The 25,085-nt window shown below is 72.9% G+C and carries 19 protein-coding genes; 14 read left to right on the forward strand and 5 right to left on the reverse strand.

Annotated features, from left to right (window positions below; translation table 11 throughout):
- Nucleotide 1: 1 nt before the first annotated feature.
- The 4 genes from secF (at nt 2) to ABWK59_RS28615 (ending at nt 5,214) form a co-directional block, all read left to right on the forward strand.
- Nucleotides 2-1,105 (forward strand): protein translocase subunit SecF, encoded by a 1,104-nt coding sequence (gene secF, locus ABWK59_RS28600; RefSeq protein WP_354643516.1) that lies wholly within the window; start codon nt 2-4, stop codon nt 1,103-1,105.
- 48 nt (nt 1,106-1,153) lie between these two features.
- Nucleotides 1,154-1,693: an adenine phosphoribosyltransferase gene (locus tag ABWK59_RS28605; protein WP_354645139.1), complete on the forward strand. Its 540-nt coding sequence runs from the start codon at nt 1,154-1,156 to the stop codon at nt 1,691-1,693.
- Nucleotides 1,694-1,943: 250 nt separating this feature from the next.
- The gene (locus ABWK59_RS28610; RefSeq protein WP_420492866.1) at nt 1,944-4,343 is read left to right on the forward strand and encodes a RelA/SpoT family protein; all 2,400 of its coding nucleotides are present in this window, start codon (nt 1,944-1,946) and stop codon (nt 4,341-4,343) included.
- Nucleotides 4,344-4,413: 70 nt separating this feature from the next.
- On the forward strand, nt 4,414-5,214 hold the full coding sequence (locus ABWK59_RS28615) for a hypothetical protein (RefSeq protein ID WP_354643517.1): 801 nt from the start codon (nt 4,414-4,416) through the stop codon (nt 5,212-5,214).
- 131 nt (nt 5,215-5,345) lie between these two features.
- On the opposite strand, the gene ABWK59_RS28620 is transcribed toward ABWK59_RS28615, so the two are convergent.
- Both ABWK59_RS28620 and ABWK59_RS28625 read right to left on the reverse strand, forming a co-directional pair.
- Nucleotides 5,346-6,578 carry a DUF349 domain-containing protein gene (locus ABWK59_RS28620; RefSeq protein WP_354643518.1) on the reverse strand — a complete coding sequence of 411 codons (1,233 nt, stop codon included), beginning with the start codon at nt 6,576-6,578 and terminating at the stop codon, nt 5,346-5,348.
- 251 nt (nt 6,579-6,829) lie between these two features.
- Nucleotides 6,830-7,591 carry a peptidylprolyl isomerase gene (locus tag ABWK59_RS28625; RefSeq protein WP_354643519.1) on the reverse strand — a complete coding sequence of 254 codons (762 nt, stop codon included), beginning with the start codon at nt 7,589-7,591 and terminating at the stop codon, nt 6,830-6,832.
- A gap of 223 nt (nt 7,592-7,814) precedes the next feature.
- On the opposite strand from ABWK59_RS28625, the gene ABWK59_RS28630 reads away from it, so the two are divergent.
- From ABWK59_RS28630 to ABWK59_RS28645, 4 genes are all read left to right on the forward strand, one after another.
- A complete protein-coding gene (locus ABWK59_RS28630; RefSeq protein ID WP_354643520.1) occupies nt 7,815-8,522 on the forward strand; it encodes an MBL fold metallo-hydrolase in 708 nt (235 codons plus the stop codon).
- An 11-nt stretch (nt 8,523-8,533) separates the two neighbouring features.
- The gene (hisS, locus tag ABWK59_RS28635; protein ID WP_354643521.1) at nt 8,534-9,799 is read left to right on the forward strand and encodes a histidine--tRNA ligase; all 1,266 of its coding nucleotides are present in this window, start codon (nt 8,534-8,536) and stop codon (nt 9,797-9,799) included.
- On the forward strand, nt 9,796-11,586 hold the full coding sequence (gene aspS, locus ABWK59_RS28640; protein ID WP_354643522.1) for an aspartate--tRNA ligase: 1,791 nt from the start codon (nt 9,796-9,798) through the stop codon (nt 11,584-11,586). Before hisS ends, aspS begins: the two co-directional genes overlap by 4 nt.
- A gap of 111 nt (nt 11,587-11,697) precedes the next feature.
- Nucleotides 11,698-12,204, forward strand: coding sequence for a GNAT family N-acetyltransferase (locus tag ABWK59_RS28645; RefSeq protein WP_420492867.1), 507 nt, complete (start codon nt 11,698-11,700; stop codon nt 12,202-12,204).
- Here ABWK59_RS28645 and ABWK59_RS28650 read toward each other — a convergent pair.
- The gene (locus ABWK59_RS28650) at nt 12,177-13,172 is read right to left on the reverse strand and encodes a LysR family transcriptional regulator (protein ID WP_354643524.1); all 996 of its coding nucleotides are present in this window, start codon (nt 13,170-13,172) and stop codon (nt 12,177-12,179) included. The two genes, ABWK59_RS28645 and ABWK59_RS28650, sit on opposite strands and share 28 nt — an antisense overlap.
- 701 nt (nt 13,173-13,873) lie before the next feature.
- On the reverse strand, nt 13,874-15,775 hold the full coding sequence (locus ABWK59_RS28655; RefSeq protein ID WP_354643525.1) for a tetratricopeptide repeat protein: 1,902 nt from the start codon (nt 15,773-15,775) through the stop codon (nt 13,874-13,876).
- A gap of 207 nt (nt 15,776-15,982) precedes the next feature.
- Between ABWK59_RS28655 and ABWK59_RS28660 the strand changes: the two genes are divergently transcribed.
- Nucleotides 15,983-17,341, forward strand: a complete 1,359-nt coding sequence (locus ABWK59_RS28660) for a replication-associated recombination protein A (protein WP_354643526.1) — start codon at nt 15,983-15,985, stop codon at nt 17,339-17,341.
- A 387-nt stretch (nt 17,342-17,728) separates the two neighbouring features.
- Nucleotides 17,729-18,343: a 30S ribosomal protein S4 gene (rpsD, locus tag ABWK59_RS28665; protein WP_354643527.1), complete on the forward strand. Its 615-nt coding sequence runs from the start codon at nt 17,729-17,731 to the stop codon at nt 18,341-18,343.
- A gap of 136 nt (nt 18,344-18,479) precedes the next feature.
- Here the strand turns inward: rpsD and ABWK59_RS28670 are convergent, their stop codons facing one another.
- On the reverse strand, nt 18,480-20,648 hold the full coding sequence (locus tag ABWK59_RS28670) for an ATP-binding protein (protein WP_354643528.1): 2,169 nt from the start codon (nt 20,646-20,648) through the stop codon (nt 18,480-18,482).
- A gap of 268 nt (nt 20,649-20,916) precedes the next feature.
- Between ABWK59_RS28670 and ABWK59_RS28675 the strand changes: the two genes are divergently transcribed.
- The 4 genes from ABWK59_RS28675 (at nt 20,917) to ruvX (ending at nt 24,998) form a co-directional block, all read left to right on the forward strand.
- The gene (locus ABWK59_RS28675) at nt 20,917-21,396 is read left to right on the forward strand and encodes a DUF948 domain-containing protein (protein WP_354643529.1); all 480 of its coding nucleotides are present in this window, start codon (nt 20,917-20,919) and stop codon (nt 21,394-21,396) included.
- 5 nt (nt 21,397-21,401) lie between these two features.
- Complete coding sequence (locus tag ABWK59_RS28680) at nt 21,402-21,782, forward strand: DUF6167 family protein (protein WP_354643530.1); 381 nt, start codon at nt 21,402-21,404, stop codon at nt 21,780-21,782.
- A 61-nt stretch (nt 21,783-21,843) separates the two neighbouring features.
- The gene (gene alaS / locus ABWK59_RS28685) at nt 21,844-24,513 is read left to right on the forward strand and encodes an alanine--tRNA ligase (RefSeq protein WP_354643531.1); all 2,670 of its coding nucleotides are present in this window, start codon (nt 21,844-21,846) and stop codon (nt 24,511-24,513) included.
- Nucleotides 24,513-24,998, forward strand: coding sequence for a Holliday junction resolvase RuvX (gene ruvX, locus ABWK59_RS28690; protein ID WP_354643532.1), 486 nt, complete (start codon nt 24,513-24,515; stop codon nt 24,996-24,998). The genes alaS and ruvX overlap by 1 nt, the downstream gene beginning before the upstream one ends.
- Nucleotides 24,999-25,085 lie beyond the last annotated feature (87 nt).

Below are 25,085 nucleotides of genomic sequence, written 5' to 3' on the forward strand. Positions count from 1 at the left end.
CATGTCGCTCCGTAACATCGGTCACCGCCTCTACCAGGGCGAGGTCAGCTTCGACTTCGTCGGCAAGCGCAAGATCTGGTACTCGATCTCCGGCGTCATCGTGCTGGTGGCCGCCATCGGTCTGGCCATGGGCCTGCACCTGGGCATCGAGTTCAAGGGCGGCTCGGTCTACACCGTCCAGAAGCCCGGCCTGACCGTGACCCAGGCCCAGGACGCCGCCAACAAGATCACCGGCTCCAGCACCGCCCAGGTGCAGACCACCGGTGACGGCAAGGTCCGCATCCAGGTCAGCTCCGCCGAGCAGGTCCCCGCGGAGACCTTCACCGCCGAGCTCTCCAAGGACCTCGGCGTCCCCGCCAACGAGATCAACGCCCAGGTGATCGGCCCCAGCTGGGGTGACGAGATCTCCAAGAAGGCGCTGCTCGGCCTGGTGATCTTCATGGTGCTGGTCACCATCTACCTGGCCGTCGCCTTCGAGTGGCGGATGGCCCTGGCCGCCCTGGTCGCCCTGATCCACGACCTCCTGATCACCATCGGCGTGTACGCCCTGGTGGGCTTCGAGGTCACCCCGGGCACGGTGATCGGCTTCCTGACCATCCTCGGCTACTCGCTCTACGACACGGTCGTCGTCTTCGACACCGTGAAGGAGAACACCCGGGGCATCACCAAGCAGAGCCGCAAGACCTACAGCGAGGCCGCCAACCTGGGCCTGAACCAGACCCTGGTCCGCTCCATCAACACCACCGTGGTCGCCCTGCTCCCGGTCGCCGCGCTGCTGTTCATCGGCGGCGGCCTGCTCGGCGCCGGCACGCTGAACGACATCTCGCTGGCGCTGTTCATCGGCCTCGCCGCCGGCGCCTACTCCTCCATCTGCGTCGCCACCCCGCTGCTCGCGCAGCTGAAGGAGCACCAGCCGGAGATGAAGGCCCTGGCCAGGAAGGTCGCCGCCCGCCGGGCCGCGGACGCCAAGGCGGCCGCCGAGGGCGGCCCGCAGGACGCCGAGTCTCCGGAGGACGGCGACGGCGTCACGGCCGGTATGGTCGGTCAGCGCAACCAGCCGACCGGCCGGGCCCGCGCCAAGGGCCGGTCCACCGGCCGGCGCTGAGCCCGACCCCAGCCCTAAGGAACCCCCGTGACCTCCCAGAACACCTTCCTGACCGAGCTGGCCGAGCTCCTCGACAGCCGGATCAGGGACGTGCCGGACTACCCGAAGCCGGGCGTGTTGTTCAAGGACATCGCCCCGCTGCTGGCCGACGCCGAGGCGTTCGGCGCCCTGGTACGGGCGCTGGCCGACCGGGCGACGGAGCTCGGCGCGACCAAGGTGGTCGGACTGGAGGCGCGGGGGTTCGTGCTGGCCGCCCCGGCGGCCTTCGCCGCGGGGCTGGGCTTCGTCCCGATCCGCAAGAAGGGCAAGCTGCCCGGCGAGGTGCACGCCGAGTCGTACGACCTGGAGTACGGGTCGGCGACGCTGGAGGTGCAGTGCGACGCGTTCGCGCCGGGGGAGAAGGTCCTGGTGATCGACGACGTGCTGGCCACCGGCGGGACGGTCGCCGCCTCGCTGGAGCTGGTGCGGCGGGCCGGGGGCGTGCCGGTGGGGGTGCTGGTGCTGATGGAGCTGGGCTTCCTGCCCGGCCGTGAGCGGCTCACCCCGCACCTGGACGGCGTGCCGCTGGAGGCACTGATCACGGTCTGAGGACCTCGTGCAACCGGTCGACCCAGGGGCGCGGGGAACGGCGCGAATCGGAAGGGCTCCACCTGAGCCGTCTTCCGTCTCGCGTAGTTCCCCGCGCCCCTTGTGGTTGCCCGGTTGCCCGTAGTCCGGCTGCCCGGGCACCGTGTGCGCCCCTGCGGGCCGTCCACGTGAACGGGTTGTCGCCGGTCTCGGTACCATGAAGATTCACCCCTCCCCACTTCCGTGAGGAGCCGGCCCCGCGCCCCGAGGAGTGTCCTTGCCCGACGAGGTTGTGCCCACGGCTGACCAGAGCCGGCCCGCTCCTTCCGGTGCCGCGCCGCTGCGCCCGCCGACGACCGCCCCCCGGCCCTCGCCGGGCGGTATGCGTGCCCGCCTGGCCCGTCTCGGCGGCCAGCGCAGCTCGATGGTCAACCCGGTGCTGGAGCCGCTGTTCCGCACCATCCGGGCCAACGATCCGAAGGCCGACCCCGCGCTCCTCAAGGAGATCGAGAAGGCGTACGCGGTCGCCGAGAAGTGGCACCGCGGCCAGAAGCGCAAGAGCGGCGACCCCTACATCACGCACCCGCTGGCGGTGGCCACCATCCTGGCGGAGCTGGGCATGGACGCCCCGACGCTGATGGCGGGGCTGCTGCACGACACCGTCGAGGACACCGACTACGGCCTGGAGACCCTGCGCCACGACTTCGGTGACGCGGTGGCCCTGCTGGTGGACGGCGTCACCAAGCTGGACCGTGTCAAGTTCGGCGAGGCGGCCCAGGCGGAGACCGTCCGCAAGATGGTCGTGGCGATGGCCAAGGACCCGCGGGTCCTGGTGATCAAGCTGGCCGACCGCCTGCACAACATGCGCACCATGCGCTACCTCAAGCGGGAGAAGCAGGAGAAGAAGGCCCGCGAGACGCTGGAGATCTACGCCCCGCTGGCGCACCGGCTGGGCATGAACACCATCAAGTGGGAGCTGGAGGACCTCGCCTTCGCGATCCTCTACCCCAAGATGTACGACGAGATCGTGCGTCTGGTGGCCGAGCGCGCCCCGAAGCGGGACGAGTACCTGGCCACCGTGATCGACCAGGTCCAGGGCGACCTGCGCGGCGCCCGGATCACCGCCCAGGTCACCGGCCGGCCGAAGCACTACTACTCCGTGTACCAGAAGATGATCGTGCGGGGCCGCGACTTCGCCGAGATCTACGACCTGGTGGGCATAAGGGTCCTGGTCGACACCGTCCGCGACTGCTACGCGGCGCTGGGCACCATCCACGCGCGGTGGAACCCGGTGCCGGGGCGGTTCAAGGACTACATCGCCATGCCCAAGTTCAACATGTACCAGTCGCTGCACACCACGGTGATCGGTCCGGGCGGCAAGCCGGTCGAGCTGCAGATCCGCACCTTCGACATGCACCGCCGCGCCGAGTACGGCATCGCGGCGCACTGGAAGTACAAGCAGCGGGCGGTGGCGGGCGCCTCCAAGGTGCGCACCGACACCCCGCGGCAGGAACGGAAGCAGGACAAGGCCGACGCCGTCAACGAGATGGCCTGGCTGCGGCAGCTGCTGGACTGGCAGAAGGAGACCGAGGACCCGAGCGAGTTCCTGGAGTCGCTGCGCTTCGACCTCTCCAACAACGAGGTCTTCGTCTTCACGCCCAAGGGCGACGTGATAGCGCTGCCGGCCAGCTCCACCCCGGTGGACTTCGCCTTCGCCGTGCACACCGAGGTCGGGTACCGCTGCATAGGGGCGCGGGTCAACGGCCGCCTGGTGCCGCTGGAGTCCACCCTGGAGAACGGCGACGCCGTGGAGGTGTTCACCTCCAAGGCGGAGAACGCCGGCCCGTCCCGGGACTGGCTGAGCTTCGTCAAGTCGCCGCGCGCCCGGAACAAGATCCGCGCCTGGTTCTCCAAGGAGCGCCGCGAGGAGGCGATCGAGCAGGGCAAGGAGGCCATCGCCCGGGCGATGCGCAAGCAGGGCCTGCCGATCCAGCGGATCCTCACCGGCGACTCGCTGGTCACCCTGGCGCACGAGATGCGCTACCCGGACATCTCCTCGCTGTACGCGGCGATCGGCGAGGGCCACGTGGCGGCCCAGTCGATCGTGCAGAAGCTGGTCCAGGCGCTGGGCGGCGAGGAGGGCGCGGTCGAGGATCTCGCCGAGACGGCCACGCCGACCCGCGAGCGCCGAGCGGTCCGCCGCCGGGCCAAGGGCGACCCGGGCGTGATCGTCAAGGGCACCGAGGACGTGTGGGTCAAGCTGTCGCGCTGCTGCACCCCGGTGCCGGGCGACCCGATCGTCGGCTTCATCACCCGCGGCAACGGCGTCTCGGTGCACCGCTCGGACTGCGTCAACGTGGAGGCGCTGGCCCAGCAGCCGGAGCGGATGATCGAGGTCGAGTGGGCGGCCACCCAGTCCTCGGTCTTCCTGGTGGCCATCCAGGTGGAGGCGCTGGACCGCTCCCGCCTGCTGTCGGACGTCACCCGGGTGCTCTCCGACCAGCACGTCAACATCCTCTCGGCGGCGGTGCAGACCTCGCGCGACCGGGTGGCGATGAGCCGGTTCACCTTCGAGATGGGCGACCCGAAGCACCTCGGCCACGTGCTGAAGGCGGTGCGCGGCGTCGAGGGCGTCTACGACGTCTACCGGGTCACCTCGGCCCGGAAGTAGCCCTCCCGGATGCGGCCCGTCCGCCGGACGCCGAGACTGGCACCGGCGGGGGCCGCACCGAGGAGGCTCCGTGGACACCAGGCAGGCGGCCGTCGCCGCGTTCGCCGGGGTGGTACTGCTGGCGGGTGCCGCCGGCTGCGGTGCGGACGGTTCCGCGCCCCCGTCCGGAGCGGCGCCGGTGGGCACCCGCAGCGTCCCGCCCGCGCCCTCCGGTGCCAACGGGGTGGACCGGCTGGAGCCCCGGGAGATCGTCGACCGGTCCGTGCAGGCGCTCAAGGACGGCTACTCGGCTCGGGCGGCCGGCTGGATCAGCGACGCCGAGCAGGAGATCGCCATCGACCTGGTGCTGGACACCGACGCGGACTGCACGGGCGTGCTCAGCCTCGGCGAGGCGGGCTCGCTGCAGCTGGTGAAGTCCGGGGCGACGCTGTGGGTGAAGCCGGACGCGCTGTTCTGGGCGGCCCGCGGCACCTCGGACCTGGCCCGCCAGGTCGGCGACCGGTACCTGCGGACCACGGAGACCGATCCGGACTTCGCCGACGTGGCGGCGCTGTGCGACCTGGTGCAGTTCGCCGACTCGATAGGCCGGGAGGGCGGCACCCTGAGCCGCGGCGACCGGGAGACCGTCGGCGGCACCCCGGCCATCGCGGTGGAGAGCTCCGGGACGGAGGACCCGGGCCGGCTCTACGTGGCGACCGAGGGCCGGCCGTACCCGTTGCGGCTGGAGAAGACCGGCGCGGAACTCGGGCGGATCGACTTCACCGAGTTCGGGGTGCCGGTACCGACCGCGGTGCCCTCGCCGGAGGAGTCGGTGGACCTGGACCAACTGCGGCAGGGGCCCGGCGGGGCGGAGTCGCCGCAACCCGTCTGACGCGGGGTACCTCGTGGCACACGGGTAACCACAAGGGGGCGTGGGGAACTGCGCGCTGCGGAAGGCAACGGTCCGTACCTTCCGTCTCGCGCAGTTCCCCCCGCCCCTGTGGTCGCCCGGTTGTGCGGGTCTCAGCCGCTGAACTCTTCGAGGCTCTTCTGGGCCTGCTCCAGCAGGGCCTGACGGCCCGCCAGCTCGGACTCCAGCTTGGCGACGCGGCTCGCGTTCCCGGCGGCGCGGGCCTTGTCCAGGTCGGCCTGGAGCTTGTCCACGGCGGACTGGAGCAGGCCGGTCATGCCGGCGGCACGGGCGCGGGCCTCCGGGTTGGAGCGCTGCCACTCGGCCTCCTCGGCGTCGCGGATCGCCCGCTCCACCGCGTTCAGCCGCGCGTCCAGCTTCGGCCGGGCCTCGCGCGGGACGTGGCCGATGGCCTCCCAGCGCTCGTTGACGTCCCGGAGCGCCGCCTTGGCCGCCTTGAGGTCGGTGATCGGGAGGATCGCCTCGGCCTCGACCAGCAGGGCCTCCTTGAGGTGCTGGTTCTCCGTCTGCTCGGCGTCCCGCTCGCTGAAGGTGGCGGAACGGGCCTGGAAGAAGACGTCCTGGGCGCCCCGGAACCGGGCCCACAGCTCCTCCTCCGCGTCCCGCTGGGCGCGGCCGGCCGCCTTCCAGCGGGCCATCAGGTCGCGGTACGCGGCGGCGGTGGCACCCCACTCGGTGGAGTCCGACAGCGCCTCGGCCTCGGCGACCAGCTTCTCCTTCACCACACGGGCCTGCTCGCGCTCCGCGTCCAGCGCGGCGAAGTGCGCCTTGCGGTGCTTGGAGAAGACCGAGCGGGCGTGCGAGAAGCGGTGCCACAGCTCGTCGTCGCTCTTGCGGTCCAGCCGGGGCAGCGCCTTCCAGTTGTCCACCAGGGCGCGCAGCCGGTCGCCGGCCTCTCGCCACTGGGTGGACTCGGCGAGCTGCTCGGCCTCGGCGACCAGCGCCTCCTTGGCGGTGCGGGTCTCCTGCTGGGCCTTGGCGCGGGCCGCCTTGCGCTCGGTCTGGCGCGTCTCGATCTCACCGCCGAGGGAGTCCAGGCGCTTGACGAGCGAGTCCAGGTCGCCGACCGCGTGGGCGTCGACCACCTGCTCGCGCAGGTGGTCGAGCGCGACCTGGGCCTCCTTGGCGGCCAGGTCGGTCTTGCGGACCCGGTGCTCCAGCAGGCCGACCTCGGCCTCCAGGCCCTGGAACTTGCGCTCGAAGTAGGCGAGGGCCTCGTCGGGGGAGCCCGCCTGCCAGGAGCCGACGAGGCGTTCGCCGCCCTCGGCCGTCCTGACGTAGACGTTCCCCTGCTCGTCGACACGGCCCCACGGGTCGCTGCTCACAGCGCCTCCTCCAATGACGCCGCACCCCGCCGGGCGCGCACGTCGTCCACAGTTGATGTGTGCGGCGGACCGATGGAGTCCGCCGTCCGATCCGTCGTGTGTTGCGCCGAGGGTGACGGCTGACGGTCTGGGCACCCTATACAACAGCAACATAGGCGACCAGCGTCGGTGCTGTCCGCATCCGGGCCGGGGCAATTCGCGCGGCGCCGCGCCCGGCGACCCGGGGGTCGGGGGCGCGGCGCCGGTTGGGGTCAGCCCTTGGCCGCGGTCACCGAGGTGAGCTGCACGTCCTTGGCGGGCGCGCCGTCCCCGCCGCCGCCCTTGACGCCGGCCTCGGCGATCTTCTGGACCACGTCCAGACCGCCGGTGATCTTGCCGAAGGGGGTGTAGCTCGGCGGCAGCTGGGTGTCCTTGTAGACCACGAAGAACTGGCTGCCGTTGGTGTTCGGGCCGGAGTTGGCCATGGCCAGGGTGCCGGCCGGGTAGGTGGCGCCCTCCAGGTTCTCGTCCGCGAACTTGTAGCCCGGGCCGCCGCGGCCGGTGCCGGTCGGGTCGCCGCACTGCAGGACGTAGATGCCCTGGGTGGTCAGCCGGTGGCACTTCGTCCCGTCGAAGTACTTCTCACCCGCGAGGAACGCGAAGGAGTTGACGGTGTGCGGGGCCTTGGCCGCGTCCAGCGAGACGGTGATCTTGCCGCTGTTGGTCTCCAGGACCGCGGTGTACGCGGCCTTGGTGTCGACGGTCATCGCCGGCTCGGCCGGGTACTGCTTGCCCTGGGTCGGGGTGGGCACCGCCGTCGGGACGGCCACGTCGGCGGAGGACTTCTTGTCGTCCGCCTTGAAGACGCCTCCGGCGTAGGCACCGGCGAAGCCCAGGACCAGGACCGCCGCGACCGAGGCCCCGACCACCGTGTTGCGCTTCTTGCGCTTGGCCTCGGCCTCGGCCCGGCGCTGCATCTGCCGCTCGTACTTCTCGCGGGCGAGCTGCCGCCGCCGCTGTTCGCTGCTGACCACCGGCCGTGTCTCCTGTGTCGGAAGCTGAAGGGTGAAGGATCGGTGCGGATCATCGCACCCATCGGCGGCCAAGTGTAGGGACCTCGTCCGTAAGTACGAGATCAACCGGCCCGGGGAGCAGCCGGGCGGGCGCGCGGACATCTGGTTCGCGAGCGGTGGCTTCCCGCCGGTAGGCTGCGGTGAGACCACACTGACCGCCACTCGAATCGATACGAGGACTCGCGTGTTCGTCGCCGGATTCCCCGCTGGGGCCTGGGGCACCAACTGCTACCTGGTCGCACCCGCGGCCGGCGAGGAGTGCGTGATCGTCGATCCGGGGCACGAGGCCGCCGAGGGCGTCGAGGAGCTGATCCGCGAGCACCGGCTGAAGCCCGTCGCCGTGCTGCTCACCCACGGGCACATCGACCACATCGCCTCGGTCGTCCCGGTCTGCGGCGCCCGCAACGTCCCGGCGTGGATCCACCCCGAGGACCGGTACATGATGGCCGACCCGGCCCGCGGCCTGGGCCGCTCGCTGGGCCAGCAGATCATGGGGTCGATCACCGTCGGCGAGCCGGACGACGTCCGCGAGCTGACCGACGGCAGCGTGCTGGAGCTGGCCGGTCTGGAGCTCACCGTCGACCACGCGCCCGGCCATACCAAGGGGTCGGTGACGTTCCGGACGCCCGAATCGGCGGACATCCCGCCGGTGCTGTTCTCGGGCGACCTGCTGTTCGCCGGCTCCATCGGGCGTACGGACCTCCCGGGCGGGGACAGCAAGGCGATCATGCACTCGCTGGCCCGGGTGTGCCTGCCCCTCGACGACGCGACCGTGGTCCTCTCCGGCCACGGCTCCCAGACCACCATCGGCCGTGAGCGCGCCACCAACCCGTACCTCCTGCAGGCGGCCGGTGCGCTGGACGCTCCGGCCCACCCGCGACGAGGAATGTGACGGAAGAGAAGTTGAGCACCTTCACCGCCCCCAAGGGCACCTACGACCTGCTCCCGACGACCAACTCCGCGGTGTACCAGGCGATCCGCGACCGCCTGAGCGCGCCGCTGCGCCGGGCCGGGTACGGGTACGTCGAGACGCCGGTCTTCGAGGACCTCAAGCTGTTCTCCCGCGGTGTCGGCGAGTCCACCGACATCGTCACCAAGGAGATGTTCACCCTGGCCAAGCGCGGCGACGAGGAGCTCGCGCTGCGCCCCGAGGGCACCGCCTCGGTGGTCCGGGCCACCCTCCAGGCCAGCCTGCACAAGCTGGGCAACCTGCCGGTCAAGCTCTGGTACTCGGGCAACTTCTACCGCTACGAGCGCCCGCAGGCCGGCCGCTACCGGCAGTTCTCCCAGGTCGGCGCCGAGGCGCTGGGCGCGGAGGACCCGGCGCTGGACGCCGAGCTGATCATCCTGGCCGACGACGCCTTCCGCTCGCTGGGCCTGCGGAACTACGCGCTGCTGGTCAACAGCCTCGGCGACAAGCAGTGCCGCCCGGTCTACCGGGCCGCGCTCCAGGAGTTCCTGCGCACCCTCGTCCTGGACGAGGACACCCGCCGCCGCGCCGAGATCAACCCGCTGCGCGTGCTCGACGACAAGCGCGAGAACGTCCAGGTCCAGCTGGCCGACGCCCCGCGCCTGCGCGACTACCTCTGCGAGGACTGCAAGGCGTACGACGAGAAGGTGCGCGAGCTGCTCACGGCCGCCGGGATCGCCTTCGAGGACGCGCCGAACCTGGTCCGCGGCCTGGACTACTACACCCGCACCACCTTCGAGTTCGTGCACAACGGCCTCGGCGCCCAGTCCGCGATCGGCGGCGGCGGCCGCTACGACGGCCTGTCCGAGATGCTCGGCGGCCCGGCCCTGCCCTCGGTCGGCTGGGGCCTCGGGGTGGACCGTACCTTCCTCGCCATGGAGGCCGAGGGGATCGCCCTCGACCTGCCCGCCACCACCTCGGTGTACGCCGTGGCGCTCGGCGAGGAGGCCAAGAACGTGCTCTTCACCAAGGTGACCGAGCTGCGCCGGGCGGGCGTGGCCACCGATCTCGCCTTCGGCGTCAAGAGCATCAAGAACGCCATGAAGTCCGCCAACCGGTCGGGTGCGCGCTTCGCCCTGATCGCGGGCGACCGGGACCTCGCCGAAGGCGTCGTCCAGCTCAAGGACATGGAGTCCGGCGAGCAGACCCCCGTCGCCCTTGAGGCGCTCGTACCCACCCTGAAGGAGAAGCAGCTGTGATCCGCACGCACGACGCGGGCACGCTCCGCGCGGAGCACGCCGGCACCACCGTCACCCTGGCCGGCTGGGTCGCCCGCCGCCGTGACCACGGCGGTGTGGCCTTCATCGACCTGCGCGAGGCCTCCGGCACCGTGCAGATCGTGGTCCGCGACCTGGAGTCGGTGCACGGCCTGCGCTCCGAGTACTGCGTCAAGGTCGTCGGCGACGTGCGGGTCCGCCCGGAGGGCAACGAGAACCCGGACATCCCGACCGGCGCGGTCGAGGTCGTGGTCAGCGAGATCGAGGTGCTCTCCGAGGCGGCCCCGGTGCCGTTCCCGGTGGCCGAGTACGAGCCCGGCTCGGTCAACGAGGAGGTCCGGCTGCGCTACCGCTACCTGGACCTGCGCCGCGAGGGCCCGGCCCGCGCGCTGCGCCTGCGCTCCAAGGTGAACAACATCATCCGCCGGGTGATGGAGGAGAACGACTACCTCGACATCGAGACGCCGTACCTCACCCGTTCCACCCCCGAGGGCGCCCGCGACTTCCTCGTCCCGGTCCGCCTGCAGCCGGGCCACTGGTACGCCCTGCCGCAGTCGCCGCAGCTGTTCAAGCAGCTGCTGATGGTGGCCGGCATGGAGCGCTACTACCAGATCGCCCGCTGCTTCCGCGACGAGGACTTCCGCGCCGACCGGCAGCCGGAGTTCACCCAGCTGGACATCGAGGCCTCGTTCGTCGACCAGGAGGACGTCCTGGCCCTCGGCGAGAAGATCGTCGGTTCCATCTGGCGCGAGGTCCACGGCTACGAGGTCCCCAACCCGCTGCCGCGCATCTCCTACGCCGACGCGATGGCCCGCTACGGCTCCGACAAGCCGGACGTCCGCTTCGGCCAGGAGCTGACCGACCTCACCGAGTACTTCAAGGGCACCGAGTTCCGGGTCTTCCAGGCCCCGTACGTCGGCGCGGTCGTCATGCCGGGCGGCGCCTCGCAGCCGCGCAAGCAGCTGGACGCCTGGCAGGACTGGGCCAAGGCGCGCGGCGCCCGCGGCCTGGCCTACGTGCTGGTCGACGCCGAGACCGGCGAGCTGCGCGGCCCGGTCGCCAAGAACCTCTCCGAGGAGCACCTGGCCGGCCTCGCCGCCGCCGCGGGCGCCAAGCCGGGCGACGCGGTGTTCTTCGCGGCCGGCAAGAAGGCCGCCTCGCAGGAGCTGCTGGGCGCGGCCCGCCTGGAGATCGGCCGCCGCTGCGACCTGATCGACGAGTCGCAGTGGGCCTTCCTCTGGGTGGTCGACTTCCCGATGTTCGAGCCGATCGAGGACGAGAAGGGCGAGTTCGCCGGCTGGCACGCCGTGCACCACCCCTTCACCGCCCCGACCGCCGAGTCGCTGGCCACCTTCGACACCGACCCGGGCAGCGCGCTCTCCAACGCGTACGACCTGGTGCTCAACGGCTCGGAGCTGGGCGGCGGTTCGATCCGTATCCACCAGCGGGACGTGCAGAAGCGGGCCTTCGACGCGATCGGCCTCTCCGAGGAGGAGGCGCAGTCGCAGTTCGGCTTCCTGCTGGACGCCTTCAACTACGGCCCGCCGCCGCACGGCGGCATCGCGCTCGGCCTGGACCGTGTGGTGACCCTGCTCGGCGGGTACGACACGATCCGGGACGTCATCGCGTTCCCGAAGACCAGCACCGGTGGCGACCCGCTGACCGGCGCGCCCACCCCGATCACCCCGGCCCAGCGCCGCGAGGCCGGCGTCGACGCGCAGCCCAAGGCCCGCGAGGCGGCCAAGGCGGAGGCCGAGCCCAAGGCCTGACCGGCCCGTCCATCACGATTCATCCGGCCCCGGCCGGTGTGACCTGCCGCACGGTAGGCTCGCACCGCCCGGGGCCGGTGCACAACGGTGTGCGAAGCAGAGGGGTCGAACATGGCCGTCCGTACCAGAGTCGAAATCCCGTCCGACGCTCCGGCGACCAGACGCGTCCACATGGCGGCGTTCCCCGGCCCCGAGGAGGCCGACCTGGTGGACGCGCTGCGCCGGGACGCGGCCTGGTTGCCCGAGCTGTCGGTGGTCGCCGTGGACGAGCGTGAACTCGTCGTCGGCCACGCACTGTTGACGAGGCTTCAGGTGGGCGACGGGTGGGCGCTGGCGCTCGCCCCGGTCGCGGTCGCGCCCGAGTGGCAGCGCAAGGGCGTGGGCACCACGGTGGTGCGGGCCGCGCTGGAGGCCGCCGACGCCGCGGGGGAGCGGCTGGTGGTGGTCCTGGGCGACCCGGGCTACTACGCCCGGTTCGGGTTCGTGCCGGCCGCCCGGCACCAGGTCACCGGCCCGTATCCGGGGAACGAGGAGTACCTCCAGGCGCTGCCGCTGGCCGGCTACGACGGCCGGCCGCACGGCGTCTGCCGCTACCCGGCGCCGTTCAGCTCGGTCTGACCCACCCGGGCGGTGGTCCCGCCCTCGATCGTCCCGATTTCTATCGTCCCGCCGGCCGTCCCGCCGGCCGTCCCGTCGACCCGGACGGTCGCCCGGCAGCTGCGGACGAACGCCGCCATCGCCGGGGTCGCCGGCCGGCCGAGCGGCCAGTACAGCCCCACCCGGCAGGGGCTCAACCCGCGCACCGGCCGGTGGACCACGTCCGGCCGGGGCGCCAGCTGGCTCATCGACCGCGGCGCGAAGCCGATGCCCTGGCCGCAGGCCACCGCGGTGAGCCACTCGTCGGCGTTGTGCGCCACCGCGCCGATCCGTACCGGGTGGCCGCGGCGCTCCTCGGCGGCCAGCCAGAAGTCACGCCAGAACGCGGCCTCCCGCGGGCCCGCCACGAACTCCTCGTCCAGCAGCTCGGCGAGGTCCAGCTCCTCCCGGTCGGCCAGCCGGTGGTCGGCCGGCAGTACCGCCCAGCGCTCCTCGCTGCCCAGGTCTGCGCAGGCATAGCGGTCGGTGATGTTGGACGGGGCGTGCCAGAGGGTCAGGTCGATCTCGCCGGTGCCCAGGCCCGAGGTCGGGTCGAACCAGTTGTTCTGCCGCAGCCGGACCCGCCAGCCCGGCATCCGGCGGCCGAAGTCCTCGATGGTGGACCGCCCGATCAGGTTGATGATGCTGCCCTCGAACCCCACCCGGAGCGTGCCCACCGCCGGATCGGCGGCCTCCTGCGCGGCCCGTACGGCCTGGGTCCAGTCCGCCAGCAGCGGCCCCACCCGCTCCGCCAGTGCGGCGCCGGCCGCGGTCGGGGTCATCCCGGCGCGCGAGCGGTGGAACAGCTCCACGCCCAGCTGCGCCTCCAGCTGTCTGATCTGCCGGGTCAGCGTCGGCTGTCTGACCGACAGCCGGGCCGCCGCGCCGGTCAGCTGCCCTTCCTCGTGGACCGCCGCGAAGTAGCGCAGCAGTCGGGTGTCGATATCCATGCGCTCAGGGTATGGATCCGACTATTGGACCCCGAGGGTGGGTATGCAGGAGAGTTGATCATCCGCCGCGGGCGGGGTACCGGCGGAACAGGGGGCTGCCGGTCCGCCACCCGCGGCGTTCTGACGTTCCGTCGGCGAACGGCTTTGTCGCCCGCTCGCCTCCGGGCCCTCCCGACCCGGCGCCGACGGTCGTTGCTCCCTCGCTCCTACGTCGCTCCCTCGCGCCTCCCTTTCGACACCGGCGGGCCCTTCGGCTCGGGGCGGGGGTCGCCCGCTCGCCTCCGGGCCCTCCCGACCCGGCGCCGACGGTCGTTGCTCCCTCGCTCCTGCGTCGCTCCCTCGCGCCTCCCTTTCGACACCGGCGGGCCCTTCGGCTCGGGGCGGGGGTCGCCCGCTCGCCTCCGGGCCCTCCCGACCCGGCGCCGACGGTCGTTGCTCCCTCGCTCCTGCGTCGCTCCCTCGCGCCTCCCTTTCGACACCGGCGGGCCCTTCGGCTCGGGGCGGGGGTCGCCCGCTCGCCTCCGGGCCCTCCCGACCCGGCGCCGACGGTCGTTGCTCCCTCGCTCCTGCGTCGCTCCCTCGCGCCTCCCTTTCGACACCGGCGGGCCCTTCGGCTCGGGGCGGGGGTCGCCCGCTCGCCGTTGACCGCTCGGGGCGGGGGTCGCCCGCTCGCCTCCGGGCCCCGTACGGGAGCCGGCCGGTCAGGAGCGTCGCAGCCAGCCGAACCAGCGCCACCGCCGGCGCGGCCGCCCGCCCGGCAGCGGGCGGGCCCGCGCCTCCTTCTCCCGGCCGTCCGGCTCCTCGGGGCCGGCCATACCCGCCAGCACCTCCCGGGCCAGCCCGGTCACCTCCGGCCCGAGCCCCGGCATCGCCAGGGTCAGCCGGCACAGCGACCCCAGGACGGTGACCGCCCGGGTCCGCGAGGCCTTCACCGCGTCCAGCGTCCGGAACGCCACCAGCTCGGCGGCGTCCTGACGGGCCGCCGGATCCGTCCACGCCACCACCACCAGTGCCACCGCGGCCGCCTCGGTCACCCAGTCCTCCGGGCCGAACAGCAGGTCGTGCAGCAGCCGGCGGCGGTCCGACCCGGCCCACGGCTGGTCGGTGCGGTGGTGGGTCAGGCCCAGACAGGCGAAGACCTGCACCGACCGCACCCACATGTCCGGCCAGCGGGCGGCCACCAGGCTCCCGTGCTCGTTGCCGTCCGGGTCCGGCGGGAAGGCCAGACAGCCCACCAGGTCCTCGGCGGACAGCGAGGACAGCGCCACCGCGTGGTCGTACGCGGCCAGCAGGTGCGACCAGCGCAGCTCCGTCACCGAGCGCACCAGCGCCGCCGCCTGGGCCGAGGGCGGCTCCACCGCAGGGCGGGCCAGGAGCCCCTCGTACCGCCACACCCGCAGCCCGACCTCGCGTAGCGGCTCCCGCAGGTCCGGCTCCGGGTTCGAGCGGACTGTCAGCTCCGAACCCGGCAGCGCCGCCCGGAAGGTCCGCAGTGCGCTCGGCGCCTCCAGCGCCGACACCGCGCACTCCCCGGCCACCGCGCCCTCGTGCTCCAGCACCTGGTGCATCGCGTCGACCACCGACTCCCCGGCCGGGGCCACGTGCCCCAGCCACGGCCGGCGCTCGCTGCACTGCGCCAGCACCGCCGAGGCGTAGCCGTGCTCCGGGTGCTCGCGCAGGTGGTCCACCAGCGCCGCGAGGTGGCCGCCGTCCTCGTCCAGCGCGTACCGGACGCCGTGCAGCGCCGGCGCGGCCTGCGGGTGCAGCGGCTCCACCGCCAGCGCCCGCTCGATCCACGGCAGGCCCTCGGCGGGCCGGCCCAGCTGGGCGTACAGCTCGCCGACGTCCACGTGCAGTGACAGGTCGGACGGATCCCGGGCGAGCTCCTCCTCCCAGACCTCCAGCGTCTCCTCCGGCCGTCCGGCCGAGCGCAGCGCATACCCCAGCATCACCGCGCCGGTGTGCGAGGGCGCCGCCCGCTGCGCGCGCCGCGCCCAGCCGACCGCCGTCTCCGGGTCCCCGAACCGGCGGGCCAGCCCGGAGGCCATGGTGAGCAGGCCGGGATGGTCCGGCGAGGCCGCCACGCAGTCGCTCATCGCCCGGTAGAACGGGCGCAGCGCCTCCGCCACCTCCGGCTGCAGCGGATCGCGCAGACCGCCGCCCACCACCCGGGCGATGGCCAGCTGCGCCGACTCCGGGTCCAGCAGCGCCGGCAGGTCCGGGTGGCCGAGCCACGCCACCGAGGCCCACGGCCGGTCCGGCTGCTCCCGCAGGACCGCCGCCAGCAGGCCGATCGCCTGGTCCCACCGGCCGTCGGCGGCGCACAGGTGGGCGTGGCAGGCGACCGCGCCGACGGTCGGGTCGTCCAGCGGGAAGTGCTCCAACGCGCCCGCGGGCCCCCCGGACCGGACGGTCAGCTCGGCCAGCGCCTCGTGCACCTCCGGCAGCTCGGGGTCCAGCTCGATGGCGCTGCCCAGGTGTGAGGCCGCGTGGCCCAGGTCGCCGTCCGCCAGCGCCAGCCGGGCCAGCGCGACCTCGCCCTGGGCGGCCGGCCTGCCGTCCCCGCGCTCCTGTCCGTGCTCGTGCCCGTGCGTCGCGGCCACCTCTCGTCCCTTCCCCCCTGGACTGCCCGTTCGGGGGGAAACGTAGCGCACGCAGGTGTCCGACCGGTTCGCGGGGAAGGCCACCGGAGCGGCGGGCGTGTCCGGGCCGGGGCGGCGCGCTCGGGCGCGGGCCGGGGCGCGGTGGAGGTGCGCTCGGAGTGCATGCGGGCAGCCCGGGGTGTCGTCGCACTCGCATAGGCTTCCGGTGTGGATGAACCGGACCTCTTCACCGCGGCCGCCGAGGAACGCCAGGCCGCCGAGCCCGGCCGCGCCCCGCTCGCCGTACGGATGCGCCCCCGCACCCTGGACGAGGTCGCCGGCCAGCGCCGGCTGCTGAAGGACGGCTCGCCGCTGCGCCGCCTGGTCTCCGGCTCCCGCGGGCCCGCCGCCACCAGCTCGGTGATCCTCTGGGGCCCGCCAGGCACCGGCAAGACCACCCTCGCGCACGTGATCAGCCAGGCGGTCGAGGGCCGGTTCGTCGAGCTGTCGGCGATCACGCACGGCGTGAAGGAGGTCCGGGCGGTCATCGAGGGCGCCCGGCGGGCGGTCGGCATGAGCGGCCGCGAGACGGTCCTCTTCCTGGACGAGATCCACCGCTTCTCCAAGGCCCAGCAGGACTCCCTGCTCCCCGCCGTGGAGAACCGCTGGGTCACCCTGATCGCCGCCACCACCGAGAACCCGTACTTCTCGGTGATCTCCCCGCTGCTCTCCCGCTCCCTGATGCTCACCCTGGAACCGCTCACCGACGAGGACGTCCGGGTGCTGCTGCGCCGGGCCGTCGCCGACGAGCGCGGGCTGGCCGGCAGCGTGGCGCTGAGCGCCGAGGCCGAGGACCACCTGGTCCGGCTGGCCGGTGGAGACGCCCGCCGGGCACTCACCACCCTGGAGGCGGCCGCCGGCGCGGCCCTGGAGCAGGGCGAGGCCGAGATCTCGCTGGCCACCACCGAGACCGCCGTGGACCAGGCCGCCGTCCGCTACGACAAGGACGGCGACCAGCACTACGACGTGGCCAGCGCCCTGATCAAGTCGATCCGCGGCAGCGACGTGGACGCCACCCTCCACTACCTGGCCCGCATGATCGAGGCCGGGGAGGACCCGCGGTTCATCGCCCGCCGCCTGATGATCTCGGCCAGCGAGGACGTCGGCCTGGCGGACCCGACCGCGCTGCAGACGGCGGTGGCCGCGGCCCAGGCGGTGGCGCTGATCGGCTTCCCGGAGGCGCGGATCATCCTCTCCCAGGCGGCGATCACGCTGGCGCTGGCGCCGAAGTCCAACGCCGCGTACCTGGCGATCGACGCCGCCCTGGCCGACGTCAAGCAGGGCCTGGCCGGCGCCGTCCCGCCGCACCTGCGGGACGCCCACTACGGCGGCGCGGGCAAGCTCGGCCACGGCAAGGGGTACCGGTACCCGCACGACCTGCCGGAGGGCATCGCCGAGCAGCAGTACGCGCCGGACGCCGTGCACGGCAAGGACTACTACCGGCCCACCCGGCGCGGGGGAGAGGCCCGGTACGCGGACATCGTGGAGTGGACCAGGGCACGGCTGCGGGGGCGCGGCGACGGCTGAGGTCGCAGGTCGCGCCCCGCGGCCGTGGTGACGGGGGACGGGGGGCAGGGCGGGGGCGGGAGAGCCGGGCCGGGGCGGGCGGTACACTGGTGCGAAGTGCCTTGTCCCGGGCACGGCGGCGGGCGTCAGCCCGACCGACCGGCCGCACCAGCGGGGCACCGGCCATGAGGCTCCCCCGGGAGCCTCCAGGAGCGTCGCGCACCGGATTCGGTGTCGCGGGCAGCCCACCACCTCGCGGCGGTGGGCCTCCCGTGTGCAAGCACACTGTGCCCGGCTCGGAGAGCGGCTGACCGTCCCTGCGGACGGTTTTTCTCCGGGTCGCGACGAGCGGCCTCCGTCAACACCTGGTGACAGCCGTATTCGCACACCGAAAGAGGTAATGGTTCCATGGCGAACCAGAAGCGCCCCAAGGTCAAGATCGCTCGTGCCCTGGGCGTTCCGCTGACCCCGAAGTCCGTCAAGTACTTCGAGGCCCGCCCGTACCCGCCCGGCCAGCACGGCCGTGGCCGCAAGCAGAACTCTGACTACAAGGTCCGTCTGACCGAGAAGCAGCGTCTGCGCGCGCAGTACGACCTGAGCGAGAAGCAGATGGCTCGCGCCTTCGAGGCTGCCAAGAAGGTCGAGGGCAAGACCGGTGAGGCGCTCGTCGGCCTCCTGGAGGTCCGCCTCGACGCGCTGGTCATGCGTTCGGGCATCGCCCGCACCATCTACCAGGCCCGTCAGATGGTCGTCCACGGCCACATCGAGGTCAACGGCTCGAAGGTCAACAAGCCGTCGTTCCAGATGAAGCCGGGCTACGTCGTGACGGTCAAGGACAAGTCCAAGGAGAAGGTCCCCTTCCAGGTGGCTCGCGAGGGCGGCAACGCCGGCGAGGGCCAGACCCCGAAGTACCTCGAGGTCAACCTGAAGGCCCTGGCCTTCCGCCTGGACCGCGCGCCGCAGCGTCGCGAGGTTCCGGTCGTCTGCGACGAGCAGCTCGTCGTCGAGTACTACTCGCGCTGACCCGCGAGCACTGCTCACCCGAGCCCCCTGCAGCCCCGGCTGCAGGGGGCTCGGCCCTTTTCACGATTGCTATGGGTGAACCACTGGAGATTCCCCCACGCGCCCCTGATGGTGGTCGCCCGAGTGCTCCGGAGGGTCAGGGGGTGGGGACGGGGGTGGGGCGGAAGGGGCGGGGGCCCGGGGTGGGGCGGTCGGCGCCGAGGGCGCGGCTGACGGCGGCGTCGAGGTCGAGCGAGCCCCCGTGGCGGAAGGCGTCGGTGAACTCCGCCTCGGTGAGCCCCGCGCGGGCGCGCCGCTCGCACTCCAGGTGCGGCCCGTTGAACGTCCGCGACCCGAAGAACGGCGTCCCCACCGCCTGCCAGATCCGGTGCGCCGCCCCCTGGAGGACCCGCGCCTCCACCAGGTCCGCCCCCGGCCCCTCGGTCTGCAGCAGCGCCAGCACGTCCATCGCGAGCACGATCCCCAGCAGGTCCCGGAACAGGTGGTTGAGCCGGACGCACTCCCGCGCGTACGAGCGGGCCAGCCGGATCTCCCCGCTGGTCCACTTCGAGTACGCCATGGCGTAGAGCCCGTACGCGTAGGCCCACTGCTCGCCGTGTTCCTCGCAGATCTCCCGGACCCGGTCGATCCAGGCGTCGCCGGTGTCGGTGTCGCCGAGGAAGAGGTGGGCGACCCCGAGTTCGAACATCGCCATCAGGACGTTGCTGTTGAGCTCGCCGATGGCGTTGTAGTGCCACAGCGCCTCCTCGAAGAGCTCGGCGGCGCGGGCGGGCTCGTCGCCGATCAGGGCGGCGCAGCCCTGGCGGTGGACGGCGTAGGCGAGGGCGCGGTCGTCGCCGGTGTCGACGGCCTGGCGGCGGCACTCCTCCAGGGCGGGGCGGGCCCGGGTGAGGTCGCCCTGGAGGGTGGCCATGTAGCCGGTGACCCAGAGGGCCTTGGCGCGGGCCTCGGTGGGTTCGGGGGCGAGGGCGAGGGCGCGGTCGAGCCAGTGCCGGCCCTCGCCGAGGTGACCGGAGCCGACCCAGTAGAACCAGAGGGTGCCGGCCAGCACCAGGGCGAGCTGCTCCTCGCCGGGTTCGGTGAGGCAGAACTCCAGCGCGGCGCGGAGGTTGGCGTGGGCGAGCCGGGTGCGTTCGGCGGTCTTGGCCTGGCGCGGGCCGAACCACTCCACCTCGCCCCAGCTGGCCACGCCCAGGTACCAGTCGCGGTGCCGGCGCAGCAGCCGGCCGTCGTCGCCGGTGGCGCGCAGCCAGTGGGCGCCGTACTCGCGCAGCGTGTCGAGCATCCGGAAGCGGGCCGGGGCCGGATCGCCGGGGCCGGCCGGTCCGTCGGCCCTGAACAGGACGGACTTGTCGACCAGGGCGTCGACCAGTTCCAGGATCCGGTCGGCGTCGATGCCGTCGCCGGCGCAGACGTACTCGGCGGCGTCCAGGTCGAAGCCGCCCGCGAAGACCGACAGGCGCGCCCAGAGTAAACGTTCCTGCATCGTGCAGAGCTCGTGACTCCAGCCGATGGTGGTGCGCAGCGTCTGCTGCCGCGGCGGGGCGGTGCGGGCACCGCCGGTGAGCAGCCGGAAGCGGTCGTCCAGACGGTGGATGATCTGCTCGACGGACAGCGCGCGCAGCCGGGCGGCGGCCAGCTCGACGGCGAGCGGGATGCCGTCCAGCCGGCGGCAGAGCAGGGTGATCTGGGGCCGGTTGGCGGCGGTCAGCGCGAACCCGGGCAGCACCGCGCCCGCCCGGTCGGCGAACAGCTCCACCGCCTCGGACGGGGCTCCGGTGGCCGGGGGCTCCACCGCCAGCGGGGCGAGCGGCAGCAGGTGCTCGCCCTCGGCGCGCAGCGACTGCCGGCTGGTGGCCAGCACCCGGACGCCCGGCGCCGCCCGCAGCAGCGCCCCGACCAGCTCGGCGCAGGCGTCCACCAGGTGCTCGCAGCCGTCCAGCAGCAGGAGCATCCGACGGTCGGCGAGCTGGTCGAGCATCACCTCCAGCGGCGGGCGGGCGGTGTGGTCGGTGATCCGCAACGCCTCCAGGACGGCGTGGCCGAGCAGCAGCCCGTCCTGGACCTGCCCGATCTCGGCCAGGTGCGCGCCGTCCGGGAAGGCGGGGGCCGCCTCGGCCGCCGCCCGGATCGCCAGCCGGGTCTTGCCCACCCCGCCGGGCCCGGTCACCGTGACCAGCCGCGCCGAGGCCAACTGCTCGGCCAGCAGATCCAGTTCGTCCTCACGGCCGACGAAGCTGGTGACCTCGGCGGGCAGCCCGCCGGCCGCCCTCCGATCGCCTGGTGCTGCCGACTCGCTGGACACGTACGCTCCCGAACTGGACCCGAACCGCGGAGCCCGCCGGACGCGGGCCACCCACCCAACGAGGTGACCCGCCGGTAGGTTACGCCGCGTGACCGGACCGCGACGCCGTCGGTGCGGTGGCCGTGGCCGGGGTTCCGCGGCAGGCGGCGCGGCCCGTGGAAGCGATATCCCGTCGGGCGCGGGGCGGCAGTCGCGATAGGGTTCTACTGGCAGGCGACACTCCGTGCACTGCCGGTCGACGGTGTGGCAAGGCGAGGGAGCGCGCAAGGTGTCCGTGGGAGAGCTGGCCGGCCTTCTGGTGGCCGTCTTCTGGGCGGTCCTGGTCACGCTGCTCGCCGTCGTGCTGGTCCGGCTCTCCAAGGTGCTGCGGGAGGCCGCCGTCCTGGTCTCCGCCGTCACCGAGCAGGCCGTTCCGCTGCTGGGCGAGGCCGGCGCCGCCGTCCGCAGCGCCAACGAGCAGCTGGAGCGGGTCGACGAGATCACCGCCAACGTCCAGGAGGCCGCGGCCAACGCCAACGCGCTCTCCTCCACCGTGGCGGCCACCGTCGGCGGGCCGCTGGTGAAGGTCGCGGCGTTCAGCTACGGCGTCCGCAAGGCCGTCAGCCGCCAGCAGGCCGCCGTGACGGTGCCCGCGCAGGCCGCCGAGCGCGAGGCGCTGGCCCGGATGATCCGCGCCGAGGTGCGCGCGGTCACCGCGCCGCGCGGGTTCGGCGTGGTCTCCCGCATCCGGCGAGCCGTGAGGGGCTGACGAGCGTGGTACGACGCATCTTCTGGATGGCGGTCGGCGCCGGCGCCACCGTCTGGGCCATGAACAAGGCCAACGAGGCCGTGCACCGCCTCACCCCTGACAGCCTGTCGGGCAGCGCCGCCCGGAGCGCGCTGCACCTCGGCGACGTGGCCAAGCGGTTCGCCCAGGACGTCCGCGCCGGCATGGCCGAGCGCGAGGCCCAGCTCCGAGAGGACCTCGGTCTGGACGGCACCGCCGTGGTCGACCCGCCCGGCGAGCGGACGGTGCTGCGCGGCCGCGCCACCTACCGAGCTATCACGGCGGTCCCGGCCCCCGGAGAGATCCGGCGCCCGGCGGCCGCCCTGCCTCCGACCCGAAGCAACGGCATTACCCCGCACAGTCATTGAGACGACGCCCGACGCGCTCCGGAAGCCGCGGGCAGCACCCCCTGAACCGGAAGGACCACTGATGGAGTCGGCAGAGATCCGCCGCCGCTGGCTGCGATTCTTCGAGGAGCGCGGCCACACCGTCGTACCGTCGGCCTCGCTGGTCGCCGACGACCCGACCCTCCTGCTGGTCAACGCCGGCATGGTGCCCTTCAAGCCCTACTTCCTGGGCGAGGTCAAGCCGCAGTACTCGCGTGCCACCAGTGTCCAGAAGTGCGTGCGCACCCTGGACATCGAGGAGGTCGGCAAGACCACCCGCCACGGATCCTTCTTCCAGATGTGCGGCAACTTCTCCTTCGGCGACTACTTCAAGGAAGGGGCCATCAAGTTCGCGTGGGACCTGCTCACCACGCCCGTCGCGGACGGCGGCTACGGCCTGGAGAAGGAGAAGCTCTGGATCACCGTCTACAAGGACGACGACGAGGCCGAGCAGATCTGGCGGGACGTCATCGGCGTGCCCTCCGAGCGCATCCAGCGCCTCGGCATGAAGGACAACTTCTGGTCGATGGGCGTCCCCGGCCCGTGCGGCCCGTGCTCGGAGATCAACTACGACCGCGGCCCCGCGTACGGCGAGGAGGGCGGCCCGGCCGTCAACGGCGAGCGCTACCTGGAGATCTGGAACCTGGTCTTCATGCAGTACGAGCGCGGCCACGGTGACGGCAAGGACGGGTTCGAGATCCTCGGCGACCTGCCGAGCAAGAACATCGACACCGGCCTCGGCCTGGAGCGCCTCGCCGCCATCCTGCAGGGCGTCGACAACCTCTTCGAGATCGACACCAGCCGGATGATCCTCGACCGCGCCGCCGAGCTGACCGGCCACACCTACGGCCGCGACCACAAGTCGGACGTCTCGCTGCGCGTGGTCACCGACCACTTCCGCACCGCGATCATGCTGGTCGGCGACGGCGTCAGCCCCGGCAACGAGGGCCGCGGCTACGTGCTTCGCCGCATCCTGCGCCGCGCGATCCGCAACATGCGCCTGCTGGGCGCCACCGACCCGGTGGCCAAGGAGCTCACGGACATCACCATCAAGGCGATGGCCCCGCAGTACCCGGAGCTGGAGAGCGACCGCAAGCGCATCGAGCAGGTCGTCACCGCCGAGGAGAACAGCTTCCTGCAGACCCTGAAGTCCGGCACCAACCTGCTGGACGCCGCCGTCACCGAGACCAAGCAGTCCGGCGGCGCGGTGCTCTCCGGCGACCAGGCGTTCAAGCTGCACGACACCTACGGCTTCCCGATCGACCTCACCCTGGAGATGGCCGAGGAGCAGGGCCTCCAGGTGGACGAGGCCGGCTTCCGCCGCCTGATGCAGGAGCAGCGGGACCGCGCCAAGGCCGACGCCAAGGCGAAGAAGATGGGCCACGCCGACGTCGCCGCGTACCGCGAGGTCGCCGACAAGTCCGGCGCCAGCGTCTTCACCGGCTACACCGCCACCGAGGGCGAGGCCACCGTCGTCGGCCTGCTGGTCAACGGCGCCCCGGCGCCGGCGGCCACCGAGGGCGACGAGGTCGAGATCATCCTCGACCGCACCCCGTTCTACGCCGAGGGCGGCGGCCAGCTCGCCGACCACGGCCGGATCCGGCTGGACTCCGGCGCGGTCGTCGAGATCCGTGACGTCCAGCAGCCGGTGCCCGGCGTGACCGTGCACTCCGGCGGCGTGCTGTTCGGCGAGGTCGTGCTCGGCGCCTCCGCGTACGCGACGATCGACATCGACCGCCGCCGTGCGGTCTCCCGCGCGCACTCGGCGACCCACCTCACCCACCAGGCGCTGCGTGACGCGCTCGGCCCGACGGCCGCCCAGGCCGGCTCCGAGAACGCGCCGGGCCGCTTCCGCTTCGACTTCGGCTCGCCGGCCGCCGTGCCCGGCTCGGTGCTGACCGACGTCGAGCAGAAGATCAACGAGGTGCTGGTCCGCGAGCTGGACGTCACCGCCGAGGTGATGACCATGGACGAGGCCCGCAAGCAGGGTGCCATCGCCATGTTCGGCGAGAAGTACGGCGACTCGGTCCGCGTGGTGACCATCGGCGACTTCTCCAAGGAGCTGTGCGGCGGCACCCACGTCGGCAACACCGCCCAGCTGGGCCTGGTGAAGCTGCTCGGCGAGTCCTCGATCGGCTCCGGCGTGCGCCGCGTCGAGGCACTGGTCGGCGTGGACGCGTACAAGTTCCTGGCGCGTGAGCACACCGTGGTCTCCCAGCTCACCGAGCTGGTCAAGGGCCGCCCGGAGGAGCTGCCGGAGAAGATCGCCGGCATGCTCACCAAGCTCAAGGACGCCGAGAAGGAGATCGAGCGCTTCCGCGCGGAGAAGGTCCTGGCGGCGGCGGCCGGCCTGGCCGACGCGGCCGAGGACGTCCGGGGCGTCGCCCTGGTCGCCGCCCGGGTCGCCGACGGCGTGGGCGCCGACGAGCTGCGCAAGCTGGTGCTGGACGTCCGCGGCCGGCTGGGCTCCCGCCCGGCCGTGGTCGCCGCCTTCACCGTGGCGAACGGCCGCCCGCTGACCGTCATCGCCACCAACGAGGACGCCCGTGCCCGCGGCATCAAGGCCGGCGAGCTGGTCCGCACCGCGGCCAAGGCGCTCGGCGGCGGTGGTGGCGGCAAGGACGACGTCGCCCAGGGCGGCGGCACCGACCCGTCCGCGGTGGACGAGGCCGTCGCGGCCGTCCGCGGGCTGGTCGGGGAGCGCGCGTCCTGATGTCCGAGGTGTTCGAGGAGAAGGTCTTCCGGCGCGGCCGGCGGATCGCCGTCGACGTGGGTGACGCCCGGATCGGGGTCGCGTCCTGCGACCCCGACGGGCTGATCGCCACGCCGGTGGAGACCGTCCCCGCCGGGGGCCGCTCCCAGGCCCGGCTCAAGGAGATCGTCGAGGAGTACGACGCGATCGAGGTCGTGGTCGGCCTGCCCCGCTCGCTGAGCGGCAAGGAGGGCCCGGCCGCGGCCAAGGTCCGGGCGTACGCCGGGCGGCTGGCGGCGCTGATCGCCCCGGTGGGTGTCCGGCTGGTGGACGAGCGGATGACCACGGTCACCGCCGCCCACGGCCTGCGGGCCTCCGGGAAGTCCGCGAAGAAGGGCCGCTCGGTGATCGACCAGGCGGCGGCCGTGGTCATCCTGCAGAACGCCCTTGAGACCGAACGGGTGAGTGGCCGGGCACCCGGCGAGAGTGTCGGACCGGTCATCTGATCGGCCTGGTCTAGCTTCCTTCCGGGGGCCCGTGCGGACGCGTCCGCACGGGCCCCTCGCCATCCGCCCCGACGGCGACTGAGAAGG

It is taken from the genome of Kitasatospora sp. HUAS MG31, from assembly GCF_040571325.1.
Taxonomy (GTDB): domain Bacteria; phylum Actinomycetota; class Actinomycetes; order Streptomycetales; family Streptomycetaceae; genus Kitasatospora; species Kitasatospora camelliae.

Excerpts from the sequence above, each read along its gene's own strand:
- secF (WP_354643516.1), top strand. The coding sequence starts at position 2 with ATGTCGCTCCGTAACATCGGTCACCGCCTCTACCAGGGCGAGGTCAGC.
- ABWK59_RS28645 (WP_420492867.1), top strand. The coding sequence starts at position 11,698 with ATGGCCGTCCGTACCAGAGTCGAAATCCCGTCCGACGCTCCGGCGACC.
- ABWK59_RS28650 (WP_354643524.1), bottom strand. The coding sequence starts at position 13,172 with ATGGATATCGACACCCGACTGCTGCGCTACTTCGCGGCGGTCCACGAG.
- rpsD (WP_354643527.1), top strand. The coding sequence starts at position 17,729 with ATGGCGAACCAGAAGCGCCCCAAGGTCAAGATCGCTCGTGCCCTGGGC.
- alaS (WP_354643531.1), top strand. The coding sequence starts at position 21,844 with ATGGAGTCGGCAGAGATCCGCCGCCGCTGGCTGCGATTCTTCGAGGAG.
- ruvX (WP_354643532.1), top strand. The coding sequence starts at position 24,513 with ATGTCCGAGGTGTTCGAGGAGAAGGTCTTCCGGCGCGGCCGGCGGATC.